This window comes from Streptomyces prunicolor (assembly GCF_045162825.1).
Lineage (GTDB): Bacteria > Actinomycetota > Actinomycetes > Streptomycetales > Streptomycetaceae > Streptomyces > Streptomyces prunicolor.
This window is the reverse complement of the sequence record NZ_CP108676.1, coordinates 2,686,644-2,707,637: the sequence shown is the minus strand read 5'-3', so window position 1 is coordinate 2,707,637 and position 20,994 is coordinate 2,686,644. Positions and strand designations below refer to the sequence as shown.

The window sequence follows — 20,994 nt, the reverse complement described above, 5'->3', positions numbered from 1 at the left end:
CGGCGGCGACTTCCGCCACCTCCGGCGCGAGCCCACCGTCGCGACCGTGACCTCCGACGCGGTGACCGTGACTCCGACTGTCAGTGGGGCGTGGCAGGATCGGGGTCGTGGCAGAGACAGCATCGAAGAAGACCGACAAGACCTCCGGGAACACCTCCGGCGGAGACCGTCCACGGCTGATGCTGATGGACGGGCACTCGCTTGCGTACCGCGCGTTCTTCGCGCTGCCCGCGGAGAACTTCACGACCGCGACGGGCCAGCCGACGAACGCGATCTACGGCTTCGCGTCGATGCTGGCCAACACCCTGCGTGACGAGGCGCCGACGCACTTCGCGGTGGCCTTCGACGTGTCCCGCAAGACCTGGCGCTCCGAGGAGTTCACCGAGTACAAGGCGAACCGCTCCAAGACCCCGGACGAGTTCAAGGGCCAGGTCGAGCTGATCGGCGAGGTGCTCGACACGATGCACGTGTCGCGGTTCGCGGTCGACGGCTTCGAGGCCGACGACGTCATCGCCACGCTCGCCACCCAGGCCGAGGCCGAGGGCTTCGACGTGCTGATCGTCACCGGCGACCGGGACTCGTTCCAGCTGGTGTCCGACCACACCACGGTCCTGTACCCGACGAAGGGCGTCTCCGAGCTGACCCGGTTCACTCCGGAGAAGGTCGTCGAGAAGTACGGGTTGACGCCTGCCCAGTACCCCGACTTCGCGGCGTTGCGCGGCGACCCGTCCGACAACCTCCCCGGCATCCCCGGCGTCGGCGAGAAGACCGCCGCGAAGTGGATCAACCAGTTCGGTTCGTTCACGGAGTTGGTGGAGCGCGTCGACGAGGTCAAGGGCAAGGCCGGGCAGAACCTCCGCGACCACCTGGACGCCGTCAAGCTCAATCGCCGCCTGACCGAGATGGTCAAGGACGTCGAACTGCCCAAGACAGTCCTCGACTTGGAGCGCGCTCCCTACGACCGCACCGCCCTCGCGATGGTTCTCGACACCCTGGAGATCCGCAATCCCTCGCTGCGCGAGCGCCTGCTGGCCGTCGACCCGGGCAACGAGGAGGCCGACGCGACCCCGCCCGCCGAGAGCGGTGTGGCGGTCGACGGCTCGGTCCTCTCCACCGGCGAACTGACCGGCTGGCTGGCCGACTACGGCACCGAGCCGCTCGGCGTCGCCACCGTCGACACCTGGGCGCTCGGCTCCGGTTCGGTGACCGAGGTCGCGCTCGCCACCGCCGGAGGAGCGGCCGCCTGGTTCGACCCCGCCGAGCTGGACGAGAGCGACGAGAACGCGTTCGCGGCCTGGCTGTCCGACGCCGACCGCCCCAAGGTGTTCCACAACGCCAAGGGCGCGATGCGGGTCTTCGCCGAGCACGGCTGGACGATCGCCGGCGTCTCCATGGACACCGCGCTCGCCGCCTACTTGGTGAAGCCCGGCCGCCGCTCCTTCGACCTGGACGCGCTGTCCTTGGAGTACCTCGGCCGCGAACTGGCCCCCGCGGCCACGGCCGACGGCCAGCTCGCCTTCGGCGCGGACGACGGCGCCGAGGCGGACGCCCTGATGGTGCAGGCCCGCGCGATCCTCGACCTTGGGGATGCCTTCGGGGAGCGCCTCCAGGAGGTCGGCGCGGCGGACCTGCTCCGCGACATGGAGCTGCCCACGTCGATCCTGCTGGCCCGCCTGGAGCGGTCCGGCATCGCGGCCGACAAGGCGCACCTCGAAGCGATGGAGCAGATGTTCGCCGGCGCCGTGCAGCAGGCGGTGAAGGAGGCGCACGCGGCGGCGGGGCACGAGTTCAACCTCGGCTCGCCCAAGCAGCTCCAGGAAGTCCTCTTCGGCGAACTGGGCCTGCCCAAGACCAAGAAGACGAAGACCGGCTACACCACCGACGCGGACGCCCTGGCCTGGCTGGCCAACCAGACCGAGAACGAACTGCCGGTCATCATGCTCCGCCACCGCGAACAGGCGAAGCTGCGCGTCACCGTAGAGGGTCTGATCAAGACGATCGCGGCGGACGGCCGCATCCACACCACGTTCAACCAGACGGTGGCGGCGACCGGCCGCCTCTCCTCGACGGACCCGAACCTGCAGAACATCCCGGTCCGCACGGACGAGGGCAGGGCGATCCGCCGGGGCTTCGTGGTGGGCGAGGGCTACGAGTCCCTGATGACCGCGGACTACAGCCAGATCGAGCTCCGTGTGATGGCCCATCTCTCCGAGGACGAGGGCCTGTTGGAGGCGTTCACCTCGGGCGAGGACCTGCACACCACGGTCGCCTCCCAGGTGTTCTCGGTCGAAGGTTCCGCGGTCGACGCGGAGATGCGCCGCAAGATCAAGGCGATGTCGTACGGCCTCGCCTACGGCCTGTCGGCGTTCGGCCTCTCTCAGCAACTGAACATCGACGCGGGCGAGGCGCGAGTCCTGATGGACACGTACTTCGAGCGGTTCGGCGGCGTACGGGACTATCTGCGCCGCGCGGTCGACGAGGCACGGGCGACGGGCTACACGGCGACTCTCTTCGGCCGCCGCCGCTACCTCCCCGACCTCAACAGTGACAACCGCCAACGCCGCGAGGCCGCCGAGCGCATGGCGCTCAACGCCCCCATCCAGGGCACCGCGGCGGACATCGTCAAGATGGCCATGCTCAAGGTCGACACCGCCCTGCGCGAGGCCGACCTCAAGTCCCGCATGCTCCTCCAGGTCCACGACGAAATCGTCCTGGAAATCGCCCCCGGGGAACGAGCGGCCACGGAGGAACTGGTCCGCCACGCGATGGCCGGCGCGGTCCACCTCCGGGCACCACTGGACGTCTCGGTGGGCGTGGGCCCGGACTGGGAGTCGGCCGCGCACTAGCCTCCGGCGGTTGGGCGGGGGGTGTGCGGGGGGTTCCTGCCGTCGGGGGTGGGGGTGAGCCGGCCGGGGTGGGGCGAGGTGGTGGGTGGGGCTGGTCGTCTTCCGCGCGTGTGTCGGCGGGGGTGGGGCGGCTGGTCCTCTCCCGTCCGTGTGCCGGCCGGGGTGGGGTGCTGGGAGCAGGTCGTCTCCCGTCCGTGTGCCGGCCGGAAGGGGTGGCAGGCGAAGCTCTTCTCTCAGCCGTGTGTCGGCCCGGGTGGCGTGGCGGGGGCAGGTCGCCTCCTGCGCCTCCCTCCCTCACGACGTGCCTGCTGACGTTGCCTCGCTCCCCGGTTCGTTGACCTGCCCGGCACGAAGACCCCGCCACGCGACGCCGCGAACACCCACTGCGGCGCAGCCGCCGGTACAGCGCTGCTCTCGCCAGTAGCGCACTGCTCCCGCCGCTACCGCCCGCCAGGCCCTTCGTTCCGACCCGCACAAATTCCCGCCGCAACGGCGAGCACCCACCACAACCCATCCCGGCGGTGCCGAGCCCACCCCAACCCTCCTCGTGCCGCCCGCAGGGCACCCGCACCGCTTCCCACCCCAGCCGTCGGCACGCCCCCACCCCTCCCGGGCCGCCCGCACAGCACCACACCAACCCCGCCAACCGAAACCCACCCCCGGCCAACACCACCCCCGCCAACGACCACCCCCGCCCAACCCCCGGAGGGCCCGTCACCCGCGTGGCCCCCGCGAAGACGCCCCCCGCCCCCCGCGGCCGTAAGGATGCGGGCATGGGTATACGCATGCTCCATCGCCGGACGGGTCGGGCGCGGACCCGAATACAGGCAGCGGACGCCGCTGCCGCCCAGGTGACGCCTCGCGCGCCGGTCCCGGCCTTCGCGGTCGGCGCGAGTACCGCCCGCATTCCCGCCGACCTCGCGATGGCCGTCCAGCACACGGCCGCAGGCCTCCGGCGCCGGCTGACGCGTCGGGACGACACGGCCGTAGACCCCCGGGAACAAGCCAGACACCCGCAGGGGCCCGCCACCACCCCCACCGGCACCCCGGTCTGGCGGCTCTGGGCGGACCTGGGGCGCAGTTACCTGGATCTCGTCCTCAGCCGGCTCCCGAAGTCACCCTCCGCGCACACCATGACGGTGTTCATCGCGACCCCGCCGGACAGCTCCGTATGACCGTGCTCAGGGCGAGCCGGCACTACGGCCCCGCCCCGCGCTGACCGCCTCCGGGTCGCCAGGCATCCCGGGTGGCGCCGGACGCCATACGCGGACGCCGACCGCGTACAGGAGCACGCCCAGCACCAGGCCCGCCCCCGCTCCGAAGCACAGGGTCGGGATCAGGTCCCAGGGGCTTGCCGTCGAGCCCCAGTAGGCCCACCAGGTCGACGCCCGTTCCGTCGCCGCGATCAGGGCGCAGACGGCCAGGACGACCCCGGCCGCCCACCGGTCCCGTACCGACAGCACGGGCACCCCCACCGGCTCGGCGGCCGGAACCCGTCGTAGCGCACGTACCACGAACGCGGTGATCAGCAGGGCGGCGAGCGCCGAACTGCCGTACTGCAGGGCCGAGAAGAGGGGCCTGCCGCCCAACTGTCGGTCGAGGACGGGGAACAGGCGTACGCCCCACCGGTCGTGGTGCGTGAACGCGTCCCACACGACGTGGGTCAGGCCGCCGAGCACCGCGGAGACGTACCACCAGAGAGCCAGAGACGGGGTCGCACGCGCGCGTGGAGTGCCGCAGCGCAACAGGGTCGCCGTCCGGGGTTGGCGGGCGCGCGGGAGCAGGGCCACCAGGGGTTCGCGCAGGAGCAGCCACAGGGCGACCGTCGCCCAGGTGATCGCCACGTCGACCGTGAAGACGCCCGGGAAGGAGTGCGTGACGTTCCCGAACTCCATCGCCCTGGGTACCGCACTCGCCGCGTAGTACGTCATGTCGGGGGCGAAGGAACCCGCCACCAGTACCGCCGGTACGAGACGCCCGCGCCCCCTACCGTCGCCGCGCACGGCGGGCAGTACGGCGGCGGCGTGACTCAAGGTGAACGGCAACAGGGCTCCCCGTAGGAGACATCGGCATATGGCCAAGCGGTGAATAACGGTCACGAACGGGTGCCCGTGCAAAGCAAGTTGTCGTAGGGTCGCCTGGGTTGCCGCGCGGGGGAGCGCGCGGTCGGGCGCAGAGCGGAGCAAGCGTACAGAACATCCGAAAAGCAGCACGAGGGCAACCTGTGGCGCGGCTCGACCGTCACAACAGGCGCAGAGGCAACAGACAAGGACGGGCGCTCGGGCGTCCCTGGGAGGGGTTCACTCCATGACGGCGCATTTCGGCAGGCGGCTGCGCAAGGGTGCGGCGACGACGGCGGTGGCCGCGGCAGCGGTCGCGGCACTGTCCGCGTCCCAGGCTCCGGCGGTGACCGGCAACGACAGACCGACCGCCGCCGGCCAGACGACGCCCGACGGGAGCACCGACCACAGCGCCACCGGGGACTCGCCGTACTACACGGACCTCCCGCCGCTCAGCAGCCCCCTCCCGAGCCCGAGCGACAGTCAGTCGCCGTCCATAGGGACCCCGGTCTCGGTCGGCGAGGCCGAGGCCGGCATCCCGGCGACCATCCTCGACGCCTACAAGAAGGCCGAGACGGAACTCGCCGCCTCCAAGCCCGGCTGCAACCTGCCCTGGCAACTCCTCGCCGCCATCGGCAAGGTGGAGTCCGGCCAGGCCCGCGGCGGCCAGGTCGACGCGAGCGGCACCACGACCTCGAAGATCCTGGGCCCCGCGCTCGACGGCAACGGCTTCGCGCTCATCAAGGACACCGACAACGGCGCCTACGACGGCAACAGCACGTACGACCAGGCCGTCGGACCCATGCAGTTCATCCCGTCCACCTGGGCCTGGGCGGGCCGCGACGGCAACGGCGACGGCAAGAAGGACCCCAACAACATCTACGACGCCGCGCTCGCCGCCGGCCACTACCTGTGCCGCAACGACTGGAACCTGTCGACCGACGCGGGCCTGCGCAGCGCGATCCTCAGCTACAACAACTCGACGGACTACCTGAACACGGTCCTGTCCTGGCTGGAGTACTACCGCAAGGGCACCCACTCGGTCCCGGACGGCACGGGCACCCTGCCCTCGGGCCGCAGCGACGACAACTCCGGGACCAGTCCTACGACTTCGCCCTCGCCGACGACTCCGGCCACCCCGTCGCCGAGCCCTGACCCGACTCCGAGCAAGCCGGGCACCACCACCCCCTCCGCGCCGACCAGCCCGACGCCGACGCCCACCCCCACGCCCACGCCCACGCCCACGCCCACCGACACGGTGGCCAAGCTGGCGGACGCGGGTACGGCGAAGCTGACCGCGATCGCGGGCGACGCGTTCAGCAAGAAGATCAGCACCAGCGCCAAGACCTCGGCCGGCAAGACCGTCGCCAAGGTCAGGATCCGGTTCACGATCGTCGGGGACACGGACGCGACGTTCACCGGCGGCGAGAAGGTCGCCGTGGTCGTCACCAATGCCTCCGGTGTGGCCGTCGCGCCCGCTCTGCAGGCCGGCGAGACGACCGGTGACTTCACCGTCCGCGCCACCCTCGTCGGTCGTGCGATCGCCGGTCTCGACTACACGGCCAGCGTCACGCCCCGCGTCGCCGACACCCTCGCCCGCACCAGCACCACCGCGCTGACCTGCACCCCCGGCGGCGAGTTCGCCGACCAGGTCGAGGTGAAGGCCACCTACAAGAGCGCCGTCGCCGACAAGGTCGGGGCCACCGCCACCCTCATCAAGGCTGCCGACGACACCACCGAGAACGACAAGGGCCCCTACTTCAAGGACGCGGACGGCAAGACCATCCGCACCCTCACGGGCCTGGCCACGGACGCCGACGGCCTCCTGAAGCTGCCGAAGCTGTACGCCGACGACACCACCGGCACCTTCCTGCTCCAGATCACCACCACGGGCGGCGCGACCCTCACGGTCGAACTGACCGTGGCGGCGGCCACCGACACCTCCTCGGCCAGCCCGAGCCCGAGTGCCGGCGCGAGCACGTCCGCATCACCGAGCGCGTAGTCCGGCTGCACGACCGTAGGACGAGGGCGCCTCTCCGCTTCGGCGGATGGGCGCCTTTGTCGTGTGTGCAACGTGTTCTCATCTCGCCCGTGCGTTGCTACGGTGCCGGACCTGACGACCTATCAGTTCCTGGGTCGGTTCAGTTGCCCCTTCGGTTTCTGCCTGTCGGGAGGCCGGCATGCGTGCCCTGATCGCCGCCGCGACCGGACTCGTGCTCGCGTTCGCGCTGGTCCTGACCATCACCGCGATGGGCTCACCGATGGGCAAGACCTCCCCGAAACCGCTGCTGACGACGGTGCCCGCGCACCCGTAAACGATTGCGCAAGCGTTTAACCGCTAGGGAAGGAGGCCGAGATGCGCCGCAAGGCCAGCCTGATCCTGCTCGCCCTCGCCGTGTTCTTCACGGCACTGTCCCCGCTGCTGCGCTGGTACGCCTTCCCGCGCCTGGCCAAGATCCCGGCGAACCAATACCAGGACATGGTCCTGGAGGCGAAGAACGCCACCCTCCTCGACTACGGCACCATGCAGGCCAAGACGGTCCCCAAGGTCACCATCGTGCAGACCCTCAAGGGCGACGTGGAGGCCGCGAAGAAGATCGACAAGACCGCCGGCCGGGACGTCGTCGTCTGGGACGGCCTGTCCTACGTCCAGGGGCCCGACGGCAAGATGGTCTCCTCCATCCCCGAGCGCTACATCTTCGACGCGCACACCCAGGAGCCCGTCCACGCCACCGGCGAGATGGTCGACGGCGACCCGGTGAAACGGGACGGCATCGAGTTCAAGTGGCCGTTCCTGACGCAGAAACGGGACTACGAGTACTTCGACGCGCAGACCCGCACCACCAACCCCATCCACTACAAGGGCACCGAGAACTTCCGCGGCGTCAAGGTCTACTACTTCGAGCAGACCATCCCCTGGACCAAGGTCCCCTTCCCGAAGACGATGCCCGTCAAGGGCATCACCCCGGAGTCCGTCGCCAAGACCGGCACCACCCGCTGGTACACCACGGTCCGCAAGTTTTGGGTCGAACCCGTCACCGGAGCACCCGTCTACGGCGAAGAGCTCCACAAGGAAGAGCTGCGCGGCGGCACCCTCCTGGGCGACCGGGCGAAGGTGACGGCGTTCGCCGGTGACGTGAAGATGCGCGAGGACTACATCAAGCACACCGTCGCCCTGGTGAAGTCCAACCGCACCCTCGTCCTGCTGATGGTCTCCTACCTCCCCTGGGGCTTCCTGACCCTCGGCCTCCTCCTGCTGGCCCTCTCCCTCTACCTGGAGGCCCGCAGCAGGCGCCCCGGAGACCCCGCCCCCACCGAGGTCCACGAACCGGAACCGGTCACCGCCTGAGCCGCGCGTTGGTGAACCGCGTGGCCTCGGCGGTCGCCGGGTCCTCGGGCCACGGATGCTTCGGATACCGCCCCCGCAACTCCGCCCGCACGCCCTTGTAGCCGTCCTTCCAGAAGGAAGCGAGATCGGCGGTCACGGCGGCGGGCCGCCCGGCGGGGGACAGCAGATGCACGAGCACCGGCACCCCGGCGACGGTCGGCGACTCGTGAAGCCCGAACATCTCCTGCAACTTCACGGCGAGCACGGGCTGTTCAGGGTTCCCGTAGTCGATCCGAACCCTGGACCCACTCGGCACGACGAACCGCTCCGGAGCCAACTCGTCCAACCGCCCCGCGTCCCCCGAGGCCCACGGCAACAACCGCCGCAGCCCCTGCCCCGCCTCGATCCGCCCCAGATCCCCCCGCCGCCGCGCCCGCCCCAACTCCGGCTCCAACCACTCGTCCACGCGCGCGTGGAGCGCTTCGTCGGACACATCGGGCCAGGGTGCTCGGAGGTGCAGATGCAGGAAGGCGAGCCGCTGCCGCAGCACTTGAGCATCGGCGGACCACCGCAACAACCCGAACCCCTCCTGCCGCAGCCCTTCAACAAGCGCATCCCGTACGGCAACGGGGTCGGCGTTCTTCAGAGGCCGCACCGCCAACTCGACGGCCCCGAGCCGCTCGACGCGCCGGGCCACCACGTCGCCGTCGGCCCAGTGGACCTCGTCCACCTCACTGAGCAGCGCCCCGGCCGCGAACCGGGCGACGTCCTCGTCGACCACAGCTCCGAGTTGCACGCGTGCGTGCCCCTTGCCGATCGGCCGGTCTGCCATGGCGACAGCGATCCAGGGCGCACCTCGGAGGGCACTGGCGTCACCGACTTCGGCACGGGTGCCGGAGACGAGGAGGTAGGAACCGCCGTCGGCTTTGGCGACACGTTCGGGGTAGGCGAGGGCGGCGACGAGTCCGACGAGTACGTCGTCACTCACGACACCCGCCGAAGCCTCAACATTCACCTTTATCGGCTTTATCGGCTTTGTCGGCGCAGGGTTTCGGGTGGGTGGATGGGAAATCTCCGCCCCCACGGCCCGCAGCCGCCGAACCTCCGCACGCCACCGCCCGGCATAGGCGTCCCCTCCACGCCGGGCACTCCGCAAAGCCCCGGCAAGATCATCCCCGTAGGCCCGCGGCGCCTCCTCACTGAGCAGCGCGACAACCTCGGCGCCGGCCGGACCCGAGTCCAACAGGGCCCGCCCCAGCCGGGGATGGAGCCCCAGCCGAGCCAACTGCACACCCCGTGACGTGGCCCGCCCACCCGAGTCGACGGCACCCACGGCCGCCAGAACACCCCGAGCCGCCGCCATCGCCCCGGAGGGAGGCGCGTCCAGCAACGCCAGCCCCGACGCCCCAGGATCCCCCCAGCACGCCACCTGAAGCGCGAACGCCGTCAGATCGGCCACCTTGATCTCCGGCGCCGGAAAACGCGGCAGACGCGCATCCTCGGCCTCGGCCCAGCACCGGTACACCGCTCCCGGTGCCTCACGCCCGGCCCGCCCCGCCCGCTGCCGCCCGGCCGCCTGCGACGCCCGTACCGTCGCGAGCGCGCTCAGCCCGCGCGCGTGATCGACCCGCGGCTCCCGCGCCAACCCCGAGTCGACGACAACCCGCACACCAGGAACTGTCAGCGAGGACTCCGCCACGGACGTCGCCAGCACCACCCGCCGCCGCGCCCCCGGGGACAGCACCGCGTCCTGTACGGCGGCCGGTGCGCGCCCGTGCACCTGGAGCACCTCGACCCCGCCCAGGTCGCCCAACTGCCCGGCCACGCGCGCGATCTCGCCGACCCCGGGCAGAAAACACAGCACGTCACCGTCCCGCTCGCCCAGCGCCCGCCGTACCGTCGAGGCCACGTGCGTGAGCAGCGCCGGGTCCACGCGCATCCCGTGCGGCGGCCGTACGGGACGTGCCGGAGGCGTCCAGACGACCTCCACCGGGTATGCGACACCCTCCGCCTCGATGACCGGCGCATCGCCGAGCAGCCGGGCCCAGCCCAGCGCGTCGGTGGTCGCGGACGCCGCGACCAGCCGCAACTCGGGCCGCAGCGCCTCCCTTACGTCGACCAGGAAGGCGGCCACCGTGTCCGCGTCGAGGTGGCGTTCGTGGCACTCGTCCAGGATCACGGCGTCGACGCCCGCCAACTCCTGGTCCCGTTGCAGCCGTTGGAGCAGCACGCCGGTCGTGACGACCTCCACGCGTGCGTGCCGTCCGACGACCCGCTCGCCGCGCACGGTGTACCCGACGCTCTCGCCGACCTTCTCGCCCAGCAGCCACGCCATGCGGCGGGCCGCCGCCCGCGCCGCGATCCGCCGCGGCTCGGCGACGACCACCCGCCGCGCGGGCCCCTCGTTCCCCTCGCCGAGCAGCCCGGCCAGCGCGAGCGGCACCAGCGTCGTCTTACCGGTGCCGGGCGGCGCGACGAGCACGGCCGCACCGCCCGCCTCCAGGGCGGAGTCGAGTCCGGGCAGGGCACTGCGGACGGGCAGCGCGTCGAGGGCGTCGTAGCGGATCACGACCCCAGTGTCGTACGCCGTGCGAAACGACCTCTACGCGCGCGTGCCCGCGTTCCGTTCAGCCCCTCAGTTGTTCAAGCAGCCCCTCAGTTGTTCAGGCCCCTCAGGTGTTTTCGCGGTCGCGTTCGCACACGAAGATCGTCGTCCCCGGGATCAGGTTGCCGCGCAGGGGTGACCAGCCGCCCCACTCGGCGGTGTTCCAGGACGGCCACTCCGGCTCGACCAGGTCCACCAGGCGCAGGTCCGCGGCCACGATGTCCCGGACGCGGTCACCGATCGTCCGGTGGTGCTCCACGTAGACCGCGCGGCCGTCGTCGGCCTGCTCGACGTACGGCGTGCGGTCGAAGTACGAGGCGGAGACCGTCAGGCCCTCGGGGCCCGGCTCGTCGGGGAAGGCCCAGCGGATCGGGTGCGTGGTCGAGAAGACGAACCGGCCGCCGGGCCGCAGCACCCGGCGCACCTCGCGCAGCACCAGCACCGGGTCGGCGACGAACGGCAGCGCGCCGTACGCCGAGCAGGCCAGGTCGAAGGAGTTGTCCGCGAAGGGCAGCGCGCCCGCGTCGGCGCACACCAGAGGGAACGATCCGCCGATCCGCATCGCGTGCTGGAGCTGGCGGTGGGAGAGGTCCAGGGCGACCGGGCGGGCACCCTGGGCGGTCAGCCAGCGCGAGCACTGGGCCGCGCCGGCACCGATCTCCAGGACGTCCTTGCCCTTCAGCTCCTCGGGCGGGCCGAGCAGTTCGGCCTCCACCTCGTCGAGGCCCTCGGGGCCCCACACGAAGCGGTCGTCGCCGAGGAACGTGCCGTGTTCGACCTGGTAGTCGTCCGCGTTCCGGTCCCACCAGCCCCGGTTGGCCCGAGAACTCTCGGTGACGTCGGCATCACGTCGGGTGGCTTCCGGCTCGAACGCATCGGGCTCTTGGATGATCGGCTCCCTCGTCGTACTCTTCCGTCACCTCTACGGTGCGGCTGTCCCCGGCGGCGTCACTGAAGGGGTGGTTCAGGCCTGCGTGGCCTCGCGGGACACGTTTTGTGCCGGGTATGCGGCGATCCGCCCCGGGTGTGCGCCTTCGCGCATTGACCCTGCCTGGCTGCCCCCGTATGCTACAAGTTGCGCTGCGGGCCTGCGCACCTCAGACGTAGCAGGTTGCGCTCGCATCTGTATGTATGACCCCTCGGTTTTCGAGGCGCCAACCGGACATCCTAATGTTCCGGACTGGCGCTTCCTTGGCTGTCCGGCCTTCTGCAGAGCGAAGCGAAAACGGCTCTCGGCGTGAGCAGTACCTACGACTTCAATGTCCGTACCGGAGCCCTTTCCCACATGACGAGCAGCACCGAGACCACCGCCACCACCCCGCAGGTTGCGGTCAACGACATCGGTGACGAGGAAGCATTCCTCGCCGCGATCGACGAGACGATCAAGTACTTCAACGATGGTGACATCGTCGATGGCGTCATCGTCAAGGTTGACCGGGACGAGGTTCTCCTCGACATCGGTTACAAGACCGAAGGTGTCATCCCGAGCCGCGAGCTCTCGATCAAGCACGACGTCGACCCGAACGAGGTCGTCAAGGTCGGCGACGAGATCGAAGCCCTTGTTCTCCAGAAGGAGGACAAGGAAGGCCGCCTGATCCTCTCGAAGAAGCGCGCACAGTACGAGCGCGCGTGGGGCACCATCGAGAAGATCAAGGAAGAGGACGGCATCGTCACCGGTACCGTCATTGAGGTCGTCAAGGGTGGTCTCATCCTCGACATCGGCCTCCGTGGCTTCCTGCCGGCTTCTCTCGTCGAGATGCGCCGTGTCCGCGACCTCCAGCCCTACGTGGGCAAGGAGCTCGAGGCCAAGATCATCGAGCTGGACAAGAACCGCAACAACGTGGTCCTGTCCCGCCGTGCCTGGCTGGAGCAGACTCAGTCCGAGGTCCGCCAGACCTTCCTCACGACCCTCCAGAAGGGTCAGGTCCGCTCCGGCGTGGTCTCCTCGATCGTCAACTTCGGTGCCTTCGTGGACCTGGGTGGCGTCGACGGTCTGGTCCACGTCTCCGAGCTGTCCTGGAAGCACATCGACCACCCCTCCGAGGTTGTCGAGGTCGGCCAGGAAGTCACCGTCGAGGTCCTCGACGTCGACATGGACCGCGAGCGCGTCTCCCTGTCGCTGAAGGCGACCCAGGAAGACCCGTGGCAGCAGTTCGCCCGCACCCACCAGATCGGCCAGGTCGTGCCCGGAAAGGTCACGAAGCTGGTTCCGTTCGGTGCGTTCGTCCGCGTGGACGAGGGCATCGAGGGTCTGGTGCACATCTCCGAGCTGGCCGAGCGCCACGTGGAGATCCCGGAGCAGGTCGTCCAGGTCAACGACGAGATCTTCGTCAAGGTCATCGACATCGACCTTGAGCGCCGTCGCATCAGCCTCTCGCTGAAGCAGGCCAACGAGGCCTTCGGTGCCGACCCGGCCACGGTCGACTTCGACCCGACGCTGTACGGCATGGCCGCGTCGTACGACGACCAGGGCAACTACATCTACCCCGAGGGCTTCGACCCCGAGACCAACGACTGGCTCGAGGGCTTCGAATCCCAGCGCGAGGTGTGGGAGACCCAGTACGCCGAGGCGCAGCAGCGCTTCGAGCAGCACCAGGCGCAGGTCATCAAGTCCCGCGAGGCCGACGCCCAGGCGGCGGCCGAGGGCGTCGACACGGCGGGTGCGGCTCCGGCCGCGGCCGGCGGTGGCGGCGGCGGCTCGTACTCCTCCGAGGGTGCGGACACGTCTGGCGCCCTGGCGTCCGACGAGGCGCTTGCTGCCCTGCGTGAGAAGCTGGCCGGCGGCCAGAGCTGATCGCCTGCCGCTGAGGCTTAGCGGTTAGCTGAGGGGCCGTACCTTTCGAGGTGCGGCCCCTCAGTCGTGTTCGGATGTACTTCGGCTGCCGGTCCGTTGTGGCTGGTCGCGCAGTTCCCCGCGCCCCTTCAGGGCGCGTTTCCTCGGCCTTGCAGAAACTTGTGAGATACATCAGTAACTGCCGTGCCGTAACCGGTTGTTGGGACCCTGCCTCGGTCATTCATGATCGGAGAAGGGGAGCCGGACCATGGCAACGAACCAGAGCCGACGTGCATTTCTGCGGAACGTGGGTCTCACCGGTGGCGCGGGCACGATGTTCGCCACCATGGGGGCCCTCGGACTCGCCCCGACCGCGCAGGCCGCCCAGCGGGAACAGCCCTTTCGCGCCCTGAACACGAGCGACTTCCACCTCACCGGACGCGGTGCGGCCAAGGTCGTCATCGTCGGCGGTGGCATCGCCGGACTGACCACGGCGTACGAACTCGGCAAGGCCGGCTACGACTGTACGATCCTGGAGGCCAGAGACCGTACCGGCGGCCGCAACTTCACCGTCCGCGGCGGCGACACCACGACCGACCTCTACGGCAACCGGCAGACCGCCCGTTTCGCCGACGGGCACTACATGAACTGCGGCCCCGCGCGGATCCCGCAGTGGATGGTCACCCTCGACTACTGCCGTGAACTCGGCGTCCCCATCCAGGTGTTCACCAACGTCAACGCGGACGCGTACATCTACAACGAGTCCACCGGCATGACCAAGCCCGAGCGCTACCGCACCGCCAAGGCCGATGTCTACGGCTACGTCTCGGAGTTGCTCGCCAAGGCCACCGACAAGGGCGCCCTGGACAAGGAGTTGACCGCCACCGACCAGGAGCGGCTCGTCGAGTTCCTCAAGGGCTGGGGAGAGCTCGGGGACAAACTGACCTATGAAGGCGGTGACTTTCGCGGGTACTCGACCATTCCGGCCGCCGCGGGTACTCCTGGCGTGCTGCTCGGGGACGTGCCCACCGCCTCCGAGGTCCTCGCCAGCGGTGTCGGCCGCTACTTCTCCTTCGAATTCGGCTTCGATCAGGCCATGTTGATGTTCCAGCCGGTCGGCGGCATGGACCAGATACCGAAGGCCCTCACCCGGGCGATCGGCGCGCACCGCATCCGTACGGGAGCGGTCGTCTCGAAAATCACCGACAAGGGGAGTGGTGTTTCGGTCACCTACACCCAGGGCGGCCGTACGAAGGTCGTCGAGGCCGACTACTGCGTGGGCGCCCTGCCGCCCAACATCCTCGCCAAGATCCCGCACAACCTCGGCAGCGGCGTCCAGACCGCGCTGGAGGCGATCACCCCGTCGTCCGCCGCGAAGATCGGCCTGGAGTACAAGTCCCGTTGGTGGGAGCTGGATCACCGGATCTACGGCGGTATCACCGAGACCGACCAGGACGTCACCCACATCTGGCACCCTTCTTACGGCTTCCACGGTGAGCGGGGCGTCCTCATCGGGTATTACAACTACGACGACGACGCGGACTCCTACGCGAAGCTCACCCCCAAGGGGCGGGAAGAGCGGGCGGTGGCCGTGGGCGTGAAGATCTACGGGGAGAAGTACCGCAGCGAACTGGCATCGTCCTTCTCCCACCACTGGCGTCAGACGCCCCACCTGGAGGCCGCGTGGCACGACACCCCCGGCGGCCCCGACGACGTCCGCTACAAGCCGCTCAACGACCCCACGGGACGCGTCTACTTCGCCGGCGACTGGCTCAGCTACACAGACGCCTGGCAGCACGGCGCGTTCTCCTCCGCCCGCAAGGCCGTGACCGCACTCCACGCGCGCGTGCTGTCCTCGTGACGTGGACGCCCGCCCGGTGACACGGGGGCACGGCGCATGAAAAGCCCGTAAGAGGTGCCTGATCAGGGGCATGGGCGGGAATGCCCATGCCCTGGAGGGCGTTGTGCAGTACGAACACGAGGAGGAGCGGTCACTGTGCTTGATCCGCAGGGTTTGTACGCATGGGAGCCGAAGGGCCTGGCAGTCGTCGACATGGCGCTCGCACAGGAGTCGGCCGGTCTTGTCATGCTCTACCACTTCGACGGATATATCGACGCGGGCGAGACAGGCGACCAGATCGTCGAACGTCTGCTCGACACGTTGCCCCACCAGCTCGTGGCCAGCTTCGACCACGACCGGCTCGTCGACTACCGCGCCCGCCGCCCGCTGCTCACCTTCAAGCGGGACCGCTGGACCGAGTACGAGGAGCCCACGCTCGACGTGCGACTGGTCCAGGACGCCACCGGAGCCCCCTTCCTGCTCCTCTCCGGCCCCGAGCCGGACGTGGAGTGGGAGCGCTTCGCCGCGGCCGTCCAGCAGATCGTGGAGCGGCTCGGCGTCCGGCTGTCCGTGAACTTCCACGGCATCCCCATGGGCGTCCCGCACACCCGCCCCGTCGGCGTCACCCCGCACGGCAACCGCAACGACCTCGTCCCCGGGCACCGCAGCCCCTTCGACGAGGCACAGGTCCCCGGCAGCGCCGAGGCGCTCGTCGAGTACCGCCTCATGGAGGCCGGTCACGACGTCCTGGGCGTCGCCGCGCACGTCCCGCACTACATCGCGCGCTCCCCGTACCCGGACGCGGCCCTGACCGTCCTGGAGGCCATCACGGCGGGCACCGGACTGGTCCTCCCGGGCATCGCGCACTCCCTGCGCACCGAGGCCCACCGCACCCAGACCGAGATCGACCGCCAGATCCAGGAGGGCGACGAGGAGCTCGTGGCGCTCGTCCAGGGCCTGGAGCACCAGTACGACGCCGCCGCGGGCGCCGAGAGCCGCGGCAACATGCTCGCCGAACCGGTCGAGATCCCGTCGGCGGACGAGATCGGGCAGGAGTTCGAGCGCTTCCTGGCGGAGCGCGAGGGCGACAGCTGACGCGCGGGTGACGATCAGGGCCTGTCCGCCGGACAGGCCCTGAGTGGTTGCCGACGGTCACCGGGTGCCCTGTCGGTGACAGGCCGTAGGCTTCGGTCCATGCTGAAGGTCGGCCTCACCGGGGGCATCGGTGCCGGTAAGAGTGAAGTGTCGCGGCTGCTCGTGGGATACGGCGCCGTCCTGATCGACGCCGACCGCATCGCGCGCGAGGTCGTCGCGCCCGGAACTCCCGGGCTGGCGGCGGTGGTCGAGGCCTTCGGGGCGGACGTGCTCGACGCGGACGGCGCCCTGGACCGGCCGAAGCTGGGCTCCATCGTCTTCGCCGACCCCGAGAAGCTGGCCGTTCTCAACGAGATCGTGCACCCCCTGGTCGGCAGGCGCTCCCGTGAACTCGAAACCGCCGCGGCCGACGACTCCGTAGTGATCCACGACGTCCCCCTCCTCGCCGAGAACGCCCTCGCCGCGCTGTACGACCTGGTGATCGTCGTCGACGCGAGCCCCGAGACCCAGCTCGACCGGCTGGTCAGGCTGCGGGGGATGACCGAGGACGACGCACGCGCGCGTATGGCCGCCCAGGCGACGCGCGAGAAGCGGCTCGCCATCGCGGACATCGTCATCGACAACGACGTACCCCTGGAGACGCTGGAGCGGCGCGTACGGGACGTATGGGCCGAACTCGTGCGCAGGGCGCACGCGCCCCAACAGCCACCCCAGGAATAGCGGCCCTTTCCGCGGGCGTTGAAACGTCCAAGTGAGGGAAGGACTTTGCCGTGCCCGAGAACAGCGGAACGACCGGACGTACTCCGGAGACGCATGTCATCGACTTCCGTGCCGCCGAGCAGTTGCTCGACGCGCGGGACCCGCGGGGCGCGGTGAAGCTGCTCGACCGCGTCATCGACGCGCACCCGGAGAACACCGCCGCGCGCCTGCTGCGCGCGCGTGCCTTCTTCGCGGCAGCGCAACTGCGCCCAGCCGAGCTGGAGTTCACCATCGTCCTGGAGCGCGAGCCGGACAACGCCTTCGCGCACTTCGCGCTCGCCCGCACCTACGAGCGACAGGGCCGCGCCGACCAGGCCAAACGCCACTTCCGGCTGGCCGCCGCGCTCGACCCCACACCGCAGTACCTGAAGGCGGCCCGGTTCGAGGAGTAGGCGCACGCCTGTAGAACGCGTTTGTGCACGTCAGGGGTTGCGGTGCTCCGGCGGGCGGTACGGCGGGACGTCCGGGCCCGGCTGGTAGTGCGGGCCCTGGCGCATGTGTCTGAGGATCATGGCCATGTCGACCGTGACGATCAGCCACAGCACCGCGCAGGCCGCCGCCCACCCGGGGCGACCGGCGAGCACGAACGCGACCGTGCCGAAGATCGTCCAGACCAGCCCCCACACGCTCAGCCAGAACCGTGTCCGCAGCGGACTGCGCGCTGTCGTCGGCTCACTGCCTGTACGCATCAGGATCACTACTCCTGCTTGCAACGTACTCTTCGGGGCGGACGTTCTCCACAGGGCTCCACCGGGCTCCATGAGGCTCCACAGGGAGGGGAAGCGCACCGTGCTGCCGGACGCCGACGAACTGCCCGAGGTCCTGCTCGACCTCGCCGTACCCCATGAGGACATCAACGAACTGGTGCGACTGCGCCGGGTGTTGACCCGGGACACCGACGCGACGCGGCTCCTGGAGGAGTGCGTCGGCGAACTGGTGAAGGACATCGGGGAGCACGGCCACTGGACCCGGCTCACGGAGCTGCTCCTGGCCCGGCTGCCCGAGGCGCCGGCCGAGGTCGGCGCCTACTTGCCCGTGTACGTGTTCGTCGCCGCGCTGCCCTACACGCGCGCGTACCACCACGAACGCGGCATCCCCGCCGACGTCTCCCGGCGCACCCTCGCCGACCTGGGGCGCAACATCGCGGTGCACCACAGACGGTTCGGCGGGGGTGGGCTGCCGTTCCCGCAGTGGCTCGTCCCGCACTTCCGCGGCGAGCTGTACCAGCTGGGGCGGCTGCAGTTCGAGCGGGCGCGGCTCGGCGAGCGCACCGCGCGGGCACTCACGGCGGCCGGGCTGGACGCGGAGCCGGGGACGCCCTGCCTGAACCTGCACATCCCCGACTACTCCGGGCCGCTCACACCGGCCGCCTGCGACCGCTCGCTGGAGCTGGCCCGCACGTTCTTCGCCCGGTACTTCCCCGAGGAACGCCACGAGGTCGCGACCTGCCATTCCTGGCTGCTGGACCCGCAGTTGAAGCGGTATCTCTCCGCCGACTCCAACATCGTCCGCTTCCAGGAACGGTTCCGAGTGATCCGCGAGGACATGGAGCCGGTCGACACCGATCCCGTCCAGTTCGTCTTCGGCCGTCCCGATCAGCCGGTGGAGGGTCTGCCGAGGGGTACGTCCGTGGAGCGGGCCGTCGGGGATCATCTGCGGGCGGGTGGGCACTGGTACCTCGGGCACGGGTGGTTTCCGCTCTGATCCCCGGCTCGCCTCCGACCTCCCATAGTCGCCAACAGTTGCCTTCCTGAAGGGAATTGACTCGTACGGGTGAACCAGTACGAGTCGGGAACGGCTGTGCGGGCGTGGTCCGTTGGACGGGCATGCGAATCGAAATGCGTGAGGGGTACGAGGGGACAGGACCCGGGGCAATCACCCCGGACGGCTGCGCGGTCGAGCTGTACTCGCGGCTGTCGATCGGCCAGGAGCCGGACATCATCGCCGCGGCCGTGCCGGCGGGTGCGCGCATCCTGGAGCTGGGCAGCGGGGTGGGGCGGATGACCCACCCCCTCCTGGAGCGCGGGTTCACGGTCACGGCGGTCGACGAGTCCGCCGAGATGCTGGAGCGGGTTCAGGGAGCGCGCACGATATGCGGTCCGATCGAGAACCTCGATCTGGGCGAGACCTTCGACGTGGTGATGCTCGCGTCGTTCCTGGTGCACGCCGGGGACGCCGAGGTGCGGCGCGGACTGCTGCGGACCTGTGTACGGCATGTCGCGCCGGGCGGCTGCGTGCTGATCCAGCGGGAGGGCGAGGACTACCACTCGAACCTGCCGCGCGAGCGGATCGACCCCAGTGGCTTCACCGTGCGGATGGTGTCGGCGGAGCCGGTCGGGGACGGGGTCGACTCGGTGCATGCGGAATATGTGTTCCCGGACGCGGTCTGGACCCAGACGTTCCTGTCCCGGCCGTTGACGAAGGACCAGTTCGAGGAGGCGCTGGCGGAGGTGGGACTGAAGGTGGACAGCTATCTGACGCCGGACCGGATATGGGTGAGGGCGGTGGCGGTGACAGTGGCGGCAGAGGTGCCGGAGGAAGAGGGAGCGGAAGTGGCTTAGCGGTCTCGCCTGGAAGTTCTTCGGGGGTCGATCATTCGGTCTTGCCGGTCTTGCCGGTGTTGCCGGTGGTATCGGCTGGTGCGCGACTGGCCGCTGGGCACCTCGGCTCGCCGCGCTCGGCAGCTGTGAGATCGAACTCGAAGTACGCGCCAACGCCGCACTCAACGTCGACCTGCCACCTCCGAGATCGCCGAAGTGCTGCTTCACCAGACCGTCCGCTGCGCGATGCCGCGGTCCATCAACGCCACCCTCGTCGCCAAGAGGGTCTTTGCCGAGCGTGAACTGCTCCCGGGGCCCCCGGTGTTGGGCTTGAGTGTCGGTGTCCTGCCCCTGCCGAGGCGGTATGGGCAGGACACCACGGCGCGGTGAGCGGGTCAGCCGAGCGAGACCAGACGCGCGCCCCCATCGGTCTCGATGATGGTGCCGGTGAGGTTGGCATTGGTGGCGGTCAGGGCCACCACCTCGGCGATCTCCTGTGCCGAGGCGATGTGGCGGACCGGCAGGGTGGCAGCGGTTTGTGCGAAGTACTCGCGCTTGGCATCTTCCGGCAGGCCGTTCCACCAGGGCGTGTCGACGAGCCCGGGGGAGACGGCGTTCACCCGTATCGGAGCGAGTTCCGCGGCCAGCGGCTTGACCAGGGCCTCGATGGCACCGTTGAGGGCGGCGATGCCGGCGGTTCCCGGCATGCCGGTCCGCGCGGTGATGGCGCTGAGCAGGGTGATGGATCCGTCCGGTGCGAGGTGCGGCAGGACCGCCTGGATCGTGGTGACGTGGGGCCAGAACTTGGCCTCGAACGCGCGTCGCAGCATGGTCAGGTCGAGATCGGCCACCGGCCCCGGCCCTTCGCTTCCGCCGGCCGCCAGGACCAGCCAGTCGATGCTGCCGGTCGCCTCGGCGAGTGCGCTCATCTCGTCAGGGTTTCCGGCGTCGGCCTGGTGCCCGACCAGTTCGGCGTCGGTGACGGCAAGGACGTCAAGGCGCTCCTTGCTGCGGCCGGCGATGTGCACCGTGGCGCCACGTGCCTGGAGCAGGCGGGCCGTCGCGAGCCCGATTCCGGACGTTCCCCCGACCACGAGGGCAGTGCGCTGGGACATGGCGTCTCCTCATTTCGAACCGCTGCGTCTCGA

At 69.9% G+C, this 20,994-nt stretch carries 17 protein-coding genes; 12 read left to right on the top strand and 5 right to left on the bottom strand.

All coding sequences use genetic code 11. From position 1 onward, the window contains the following. The first annotated feature begins 107 nt into the window (after positions 1–107). A complete protein-coding gene (polA, locus tag OG588_RS12200; protein WP_405947297.1) occupies positions 108–2,846 on the top strand; it encodes a DNA polymerase I in 2,739 nt (912 codons plus the stop codon). 773 nt (positions 2,847–3,619) lie between these two features. Beyond that, a complete protein-coding gene (locus OG588_RS12195; protein WP_405947296.1) occupies positions 3,620–4,021 on the top strand; it encodes a hypothetical protein in 402 nt (133 codons plus the stop codon). 6 nt (positions 4,022–4,027) lie between these two features. On the opposite strand, the gene OG588_RS12190 is transcribed toward OG588_RS12195, so the two are convergent. After that, entirely contained in the window at positions 4,028–4,891 is an 864-nt protein-coding gene (locus tag OG588_RS12190; protein WP_405947295.1) for a DUF4184 family protein, read from the bottom strand. A gap of 262 nt (positions 4,892–5,153) precedes the next feature. Between OG588_RS12190 and OG588_RS12185 the strand changes: the two genes are divergently transcribed. The 3 genes from OG588_RS12185 (at position 5,154) to OG588_RS12175 (ending at position 8,255) form a co-directional block, all read left to right on the top strand. Beyond that, complete coding sequence (locus OG588_RS12185) at positions 5,154–6,908, top strand: lytic transglycosylase domain-containing protein (protein ID WP_405947294.1); 1,755 nt, start codon at positions 5,154–5,156, stop codon at positions 6,906–6,908. A gap of 178 nt (positions 6,909–7,086) precedes the next feature. After that, positions 7,087–7,221, top strand: a complete 135-nt coding sequence (locus OG588_RS12180) for an SPW_0924 family protein (RefSeq protein ID WP_106437209.1) — start codon at positions 7,087–7,089, stop codon at positions 7,219–7,221. 41 nt (positions 7,222–7,262) lie between these two features. Beyond that, positions 7,263–8,255 (top strand): DUF3068 domain-containing protein, encoded by a 993-nt coding sequence (locus OG588_RS12175; RefSeq protein WP_405947293.1) that lies wholly within the window; start codon positions 7,263–7,265, stop codon positions 8,253–8,255. On the opposite strand, the gene hrpB is transcribed toward OG588_RS12175, so the two are convergent. After that, on the bottom strand, positions 8,245–10,803 hold the full coding sequence (gene hrpB, locus OG588_RS12170) for an ATP-dependent helicase HrpB (protein ID WP_405947292.1): 2,559 nt from the start codon (positions 10,801–10,803) through the stop codon (positions 8,245–8,247). The two genes, OG588_RS12175 and hrpB, sit on opposite strands and share 11 nt — an antisense overlap. A 103-nt stretch (positions 10,804–10,906) precedes the next feature. Next, entirely contained in the window at positions 10,907–11,731 is an 825-nt protein-coding gene (locus OG588_RS12165) for a class I SAM-dependent methyltransferase (protein WP_405953099.1), read from the bottom strand. Between the two features lie 393 nt (positions 11,732–12,124). Between OG588_RS12165 and rpsA the strand changes: the two genes are divergently transcribed. From rpsA to OG588_RS12140, 5 genes are all read left to right on the top strand, one after another. Beyond that, entirely contained in the window at positions 12,125–13,633 is a 1,509-nt protein-coding gene (gene rpsA, locus OG588_RS12160; protein WP_405947291.1) for a 30S ribosomal protein S1, read from the top strand. Between the two features lie 313 nt (positions 13,634–13,946). Then, positions 13,947–15,473, top strand: a complete 1,527-nt coding sequence (locus OG588_RS12155) for a flavin monoamine oxidase family protein (protein WP_405953098.1) — start codon at positions 13,947–13,949, stop codon at positions 15,471–15,473. A gap of 135 nt (positions 15,474–15,608) precedes the next feature. Continuing rightward, positions 15,609–16,547 carry a PAC2 family protein gene (locus tag OG588_RS12150; protein WP_019065292.1) on the top strand — a complete coding sequence of 313 codons (939 nt, stop codon included), beginning with the start codon at positions 15,609–15,611 and terminating at the stop codon, positions 16,545–16,547. Positions 16,548–16,646: 99 nt separating this feature from the next. Beyond that, positions 16,647–17,267 carry a dephospho-CoA kinase gene (gene coaE / locus OG588_RS12145; RefSeq protein ID WP_405947290.1) on the top strand — a complete coding sequence of 207 codons (621 nt, stop codon included), beginning with the start codon at positions 16,647–16,649 and terminating at the stop codon, positions 17,265–17,267. A 50-nt stretch (positions 17,268–17,317) separates the two neighbouring features. Beyond that, a complete protein-coding gene (locus tag OG588_RS12140; RefSeq protein ID WP_019065290.1) occupies positions 17,318–17,698 on the top strand; it encodes a tetratricopeptide repeat protein in 381 nt (126 codons plus the stop codon). Positions 17,699–17,728: 30 nt separating this feature from the next. Here OG588_RS12140 and OG588_RS12135 read toward each other — a convergent pair whose 3' ends face one another. After that, complete coding sequence (locus OG588_RS12135) at positions 17,729–17,995, bottom strand: DUF6343 family protein (RefSeq protein WP_043259152.1); 267 nt, start codon at positions 17,993–17,995, stop codon at positions 17,729–17,731. 70 nt (positions 17,996–18,065) lie between these two features. Between OG588_RS12135 and OG588_RS12130 the strand changes: the two genes are divergently transcribed. Together OG588_RS12130 and OG588_RS12125 are read left to right on the top strand one after the other, a co-directional pair. Further along, a complete protein-coding gene (locus OG588_RS12130) occupies positions 18,066–19,010 on the top strand; it encodes an acyltransferase domain-containing protein (protein WP_405947289.1) in 945 nt (314 codons plus the stop codon). Between the two features lie 122 nt (positions 19,011–19,132). Beyond that, positions 19,133–19,867, top strand: coding sequence for a class I SAM-dependent methyltransferase (locus tag OG588_RS12125; RefSeq protein ID WP_405947288.1), 735 nt, complete (start codon positions 19,133–19,135; stop codon positions 19,865–19,867). Between the two features lie 374 nt (positions 19,868–20,241). Here the strand turns inward: OG588_RS12125 and OG588_RS12120 are convergent, their stop codons facing one another. Continuing rightward, positions 20,242–20,961 (bottom strand): SDR family oxidoreductase, encoded by a 720-nt coding sequence (locus tag OG588_RS12120; RefSeq protein WP_405947287.1) that lies wholly within the window; start codon positions 20,959–20,961, stop codon positions 20,242–20,244. Positions 20,962–20,994 lie beyond the last annotated feature (33 nt).